The 5,173-nt window shown below is 65.0% G+C and carries 5 protein-coding genes; 3 read left to right on the top strand and 2 right to left on the bottom strand.

The genetic code is table 11. The annotated features are described in order from the left end of the window. The 3 genes from V7Z54_RS07795 to xth all read left to right on the top strand — a co-directional run. A partial coding sequence (locus V7Z54_RS07795; RefSeq protein WP_334135628.1) for a pilus assembly protein occupies positions 1-1,106 on the top strand: 1,106 nt, incomplete at its 5' end. Between the two features lie 2 nt (positions 1,107-1,108). Beyond that, positions 1,109-1,495, top strand: a complete 387-nt coding sequence (locus V7Z54_RS07790) for a type IV pilin protein (RefSeq protein ID WP_334135627.1) — start codon at positions 1,109-1,111, stop codon at positions 1,493-1,495. 5 nt (positions 1,496-1,500) lie between these two features. Continuing rightward, positions 1,501-2,298 (top strand): exodeoxyribonuclease III, encoded by a 798-nt coding sequence (gene xth, locus V7Z54_RS07785; RefSeq protein ID WP_334135625.1) that lies wholly within the window; start codon positions 1,501-1,503, stop codon positions 2,296-2,298. A 90-nt stretch (positions 2,299-2,388) separates the two neighbouring features. Here the strand turns inward: xth and ntrC are convergent, their stop codons facing one another. Together ntrC and glnL are read right to left on the bottom strand one after the other, a co-directional pair. Beyond that, the gene (gene ntrC / locus V7Z54_RS07780) at positions 2,389-3,990 is read right to left on the bottom strand and encodes a nitrogen regulation protein NR(I) (protein WP_334135624.1); all 1,602 of its coding nucleotides are present in this window, start codon (positions 3,988-3,990) and stop codon (positions 2,389-2,391) included. 39 nt (positions 3,991-4,029) lie between these two features. Beyond that, the gene (gene glnL, locus V7Z54_RS07775; protein WP_334135636.1) at positions 4,030-5,100 is read right to left on the bottom strand and encodes a nitrogen regulation protein NR(II); all 1,071 of its coding nucleotides are present in this window, start codon (positions 5,098-5,100) and stop codon (positions 4,030-4,032) included. Between the last annotated feature and the right edge of the window lie 73 nt (positions 5,101-5,173).

Here is a 5,173-nt window from a genome sequence, read left to right as displayed (position 1 = left end):
CCCCCGCATCATTTGGCCCTTCCCATGTGCTTTGGGAGCAGTTTGGTGCCGGTGACAACGATCTGGGTCACATCCTTGGCAAGCCGGTCATTGCCCAAATGAACAACGGCGAGTGGGCCGTCATCGTGGGCAACGGCTACGCCTCATCCAGTGGTACGGCGGCGCTGTATATCTATCGCCTGGTTGACGGTACACTGCTCAGGAAATTGAACACTGGCGTGACGAGTGACAACGGGATGGCCACGCCCTCTGTGTGGGATGACAACGGCGACGGCAAGATCGACTGGATTTACGCAGGCGATCTGAAGGGTAACGTATGGCGCATCGATGTCAACGCCGCCAATGCATCACAATGGGATTTTCGCGATAAGCAGGGCAACAACCCCCAACCGTTTTTCACCGCCAAGGATGCCAGTGGCAATCCTCAGCCGATCACGGCGCCGATCGGTATTGCGGTCAATACCAAGATCGGCTCTGTCGGAGAGGGTCGGCGATTTTTGCTATTTGGCACCGGCAGCTACTTTCGCACCGGTGACGCCGGCGACAAGAGCCAACAGACGTGGTACGGCTTGATCGACGATACCGTCATCAGCGGACGCAATGAGCTGACAGCGCGTTCGGTGGCACAACAAGCTTTTTTTGACAACAAGCCGGTTCGCACGTTTAGCGAGGCCGTCGTGGGCGATATGAATGGGAAAAAGGGTTGGTATCTGGACTTCCCCGCCAACACTGGGGAGCGCATTGTCACGCAGACACGAGTGATCACCAACAGCGTGGTGCCGTTTGCCATTGCCAGCAGCATCATCCCCTCTGAAGACCCGTGTCAGGCGGGGGGGCGCGGCTACCTCAATGTCATCGATCCTTTCACCGGATCCCGGCTGACGACGGGTGTCATCGACGTGAACGACAACCGCGACTTCGCAGATGATAAAATCGGTTCATCCTTCATCGGCAGTGTCGATCTGGGCGTGGGCATGCCAACCACACCGAATCTGACGACATCACGCATCGTCGTTCCCGGCACGACTGGGCTTGACAGCGTCGCTATCCGCATCACCCAACGGAATATCGGGCGACTCAACTGGCGAGAAATCGTCCGAAACTGATCATGAACACACGCGGTTTCACCCTCATTGAAGTGTTGATCACTGTGGCCATCATCGGCATACTGGCCGCCATCGCTTATCCTAGTTATCAGCAATATGTATTGCGCACGCACCGCAGTGCGGCACAGGGGTGTCTGGTTGAATTGGCGCAGTGGATGGAGCGTTACTACACAACCCACATGACCTACACCGGCGCGACATTGCCGACCATAGCATGCCGCTCTGACCTGGCTGCCCGCTATGCGTTTTCTTTCAGTGGCACGCCCAGCGCGACAGCGTTTGTCATTCAGGCCGTACCGCAGGGAGCGCAGTCCGCCGATTCCTGTGGCACGATGACGCTCAATCAAGCGGGGGCGCGCACACCGGCTACCTCTGGGTGCTGGAATTGAACACGATGACCTTGGCCACCTGGAACGTCAACTCACTCGGCGTTCGGCTACCCCACGTACTGGACTGGCTGGCCACTCACCCGGTGGACGTGCTGGCGCTGCAGGAGTTAAAACTCACTGATGACAAGTTTCCGGTGCAGGCGCTGGCGCAGGCCGGTTACACGGCCGCGTGGTTCGGCCAAAAGACTTACAACGGCGTGGCGTTGCTGGTGCGCATGCCCGGCTCACTCGATGAGGTGCAGCGCAACATCCCCGGCTTCGCAGACGAACAAGCGCGCGTGATCGCGGCGACGGTGCAGCCCGCCGCAGGCGGCGCACCCCTGCGCGTGATCGGAGCCTATTTCCCCAACGGGCAGGCCCCGGGCAGCGACAAGTTCGCCTACAAACTGCGCTGGCTGCAAGCGCTGCGCGACTGGCTGGCGCAGGAGCTGGCTCGCCACCCGCGACTGGTACTGATGGGGGACTTCAACATCACGGTAGATGACGATGATGTGTGGGACCCCGAGGGGCTGCGCGAAACGATCCACTGCACCAGCGCCGAGCGCGCCGCGCTGCAGGCAGTGGCCGCGCTGGGTCTGCACGACGCCTTCCGGTTGTTCCCCCAGCCGCCACGCAGTTTTTCCTGGTGGGACTACCGACAGCTGGCGTTTCCGAAAAACCAGGGCCTGCGCATCGACCACATCTGGATCAGCGATGCGCTGCGCCCGCTGGCGCAGGCCTGCCGCATCGACCGCGCACCCCGCAAGTGGAAGCAGCCCAGCGACCATGCGCCGGTGGTGCTGACGCTGGCGGCTTGCGGCTGAGCGCGTCCTTGCATGCGGGTGCGCGACTACCGGCCGCGCGTCCGCGCGTCGGTGGCCCCGGACGGTAGCGTGCGGGGTCACACGCAGCGGTCACTCGCCCGGGCCGTCCATGCCCAGTTCCTGCATCTTGCGGGTGATGGTGTTGCGGCCAATGCCCAGGCGCTGCGCGGCCTCAATACGCCGCCCGCGCGTGGCGCGCAGCGCAGCTTCGATCAGGCGGCGCTCGGCGCGCTCGATCATGCGGTCCCACACGCGGGGCTCGCCCCGCGACAGCGCGGCCAGCGCCTCGGCCAGCAGGACATCGTCCCAGGCGGCGGTGCCCCCGATCCCCGGCACCGGCTCGGCCCCCGCCGGGCTGGCCACCTTTGTCCCCGCCGGGACGCTGGCCGACGCCGTGGCGCCGTGAGCGGGTGCGGCACCTCCCGGATGCACCCCCAGGCCATCGGGCGCACCGGACAGCGCGGGGGCGGTCGGGGCAGTGGGGGCCGTCGCGCCCGCCGGCGCAGCCCCCGCTGCGGCCCGAACACCGGCGGCCAGCACCTCGGGCGGCAGGTCCTTGACTGGAATCACCTGCGTCGGTGCCATCACCGTCAGCCAGTGGCAGAGGTTTTCCAGCTGCCGCACGTTGCCCGGAAAGTCATACGCCATCAACACCGCCAGCGCCTCGTCCGACAGGCGCTTGGGTTCGACTTCCAGCTGACGGGCGCTTTGCTGCAGAAAAAAGCGCGCCAGCAACGGCACATCCTCCCGGCGTTCGCGCAGCGGGGGCAGCCGCAGCCGAATGACGTTGAGGCGGTGGTACAGATCTTCGCGGAACGCCCCTTCCCGCACCCGCTGCTCCAGGTTCTGGTGCGTAGCCGCAATGATGCGCACATGGGCTTTGAGCGGCGTGTGGCCACCGACACGGTAGTAGTGCCCGTCGGACAGTACGCGCAGCAGCCGCGTTTGCAGCTCCAGCGGCATGTCGCCAATCTCATCCAGGAACAGCGTGCCGCCCTCGGCCTGCTCGAAGCGGCCACGGCGCAGGGTCTGGGCACCAGTGAAGGCCCCGCGCTCGTGCCCGAACAGCTCGGACTCCAGCAAGTCTTTCGGGATGGCGGCGGTGTTGATGGCGATGAACGGCCCCTTGGCGCGTGGTGAATGCTTGTGCAGGGCGCGCGCCACCAGCTCTTTGCCGGTGCCGGACTCGCCGGTAATCAGCACCGTCACGTGGCTGTGACTGAGCCGTCCGATGGCGCGAAAGACGTCCTGCATGGCCGGTGCCTGACCCAGGATCTCGGGTGCGTTACCCAACACATCATCGGCCGCCGCCTCCTCGCGCAGGCTCTCCTGCGCCGCGCGCCGAATCAGCTCCACCGCCTTGGGCAAATCGAACGGTTTGGGCAGGTATTCAAACGCCCCTGCCTGAAACGCCGCCACCGCGCTGTCCAGGTCGGAGTATGCGGTCATGATGATGACCGGCAGCGCCGGGTACTGGCGCTTGACCTTCTCCAGCAACTCCAGGCCCGATCCGCCCGGCATGCGGATGTCGCTGACCAGAACCTGTGGCCCGTCGTCGGCACCATCGGCCAGCGCGTCCAGTACCGCCCGCGGGCTGTCGAAACTGCGCGTGGGCAGGTCCTCGCGCGCCAGCGCCTTTTCCAGCACGAAGCGGATGGAGGGGTCGTCGTCGGCGATCCAGATCGGTTTCATGCGCGGCACTCTCTCGTGTCTGCCCTCGCCGCGCCGACGCTACGGCAGCGGGATGAGGATCTTGAAGTCGGTGTGGCCGGGTCGGCTGTCGCACTCGATCAGGCCGTTGTGCTGCTGAATGAACGTCTGCGCCAGGGTAAGCCCCAAGCCAGACCCCCCATCGCGCCCCGACACCAGCGGGTAGAAGATGCGGTCCCTGATCTCGTCCGGCACGCCCGGGCCGTTGTCGATCACATGCAATTCCAGTGCCAACCGGAACCGCTGCCGGCCGAAGGTGAGCTGACGCTGCACGCGGGTGCGCAGCGTGATGCGCGCATCCCCCACGGCCATACGCGCCTTGAGCGCGTGCGCCGCGTTGTGAACCAGATTGAGTAGCGCCTGAATCAGCAGCTCGCGGTCACCCCGGAACTCGGGGATCGAGGTATCGTAGTCGCGCACTACGGTCAATCCACGCGGAAACTCGGCCAGGATGATGGCGCGCACGCGCTCGCATACCTCGTGGATGTTGACGTCGGCCATCACCGGCGCGCGCCGGTGCGGGGCCAGCAACCGGTCCACCAGCGACTGCAACCGGTCGGCCTCATGCACGATGACCTCGGTATATTCGGTCAGATCGTCACGCCCGGCCAACTCCAGTTGCAGCAGCTGCGCCGCGCCGCGAATGCCGCCGAGCGGATTTTTGATCTCGTGCGCTAGGTTGCGGATCAGCTCCTTATTGGCCTGGGCCTGCTCCAGCAGCCGCTGCTCGCGCTCCTGCCGCGTCTGCTGCTCCAGTGGCAGCATCTCGACGATGCGCTGCTGCGGCGATTCGGTGGCGGCCAGCACCAAATGTACTGGCAGAGGATCACGCAGCAGGCGCTTCAGATGCGTGTCGTAGCGGATCACCGCGTATTCGTGGCCGCGCATGCCCTGCAGTGCGTTTTGCAGTAAGGCGGGCTCGGTCAGCCAGTCGGCCAGCGACACACCGCGCAGGTTGCGGCGCGACAGGCCCAGCGCGTCCTCCAGCGCGTGGTTGGCGTAACGGATGGCGCCGCCTTCGTCGATCACGGCCACCAGCGTGGCCAACAAATCCAGCGCCGCCAGCGGCGCATCGTCAGCAAATGGCCACATCTCCGCATCGGCACTGCCCTTGGCACGGGTGCTCATCGCCACACGCCTCCCCATGACCGTAAGAAACCCGCAA

It is taken from the genome of Tepidimonas sp., from assembly GCF_036824975.1.
In the GTDB taxonomy this organism is placed as follows: domain Bacteria; phylum Pseudomonadota; class Gammaproteobacteria; order Burkholderiales; family Burkholderiaceae_C; genus Tepidimonas.
Note: the sequence above shows the minus strand (reverse complement) of the source record. Positions and strands in the feature narration are given on the sequence as shown.